Annotated in this window: 1 rRNA gene; it reads left to right on the top strand. The window is 46.2% G+C overall.

Features of this window, described 5'->3' with window-relative positions:
* Window positions 1-247: 247 nt before the first annotated feature.
* Window positions 248-375: ribosomal RNA gene (locus AC1DLM_RS35580) — 23S ribosomal RNA — on the top strand; the annotation flags it as partial.

Here is a 375-nt window from a genome sequence, read left to right as displayed (position 1 = left end):
GTAACAAGGTAGCCGTATCGGAAGGTGCGGCTGGATCACCTCCTTTCTATGGAGACTCGTGTCTGATAGACACAGTCAAGTATCTTCGGATACACAATCGCTTACTCACTCGTGTTCAGTTTTGAAGGATGAATTAMCCCTTCAACAACWTTGTTCCTTGAAAACTAGATAACGAAACAAAAACGTAAAGTAAGAACTTAGGTTGCTTGAYCTTMGGRTCATGCAAAAATCTTTAAAGTTTTTTCTAGGTTAAGCTAGAAAGAGCACACGGAGGATGCCTAGGCACTAGGAGCCGAAGAAGGACGTGGCGAACGACGAAATGCCTCGGGGAGCCGTAAGCAGGCTTTGATCCGGGGATGTCCGAATGGGGGAACC

Source organism: Paenibacillus sp. 01T442 (assembly GCF_056398345.1).
The sequence above is the reverse complement of the archived record's forward strand: the minus strand, read 5'-3'. Positions and strand labels throughout refer to the sequence as shown.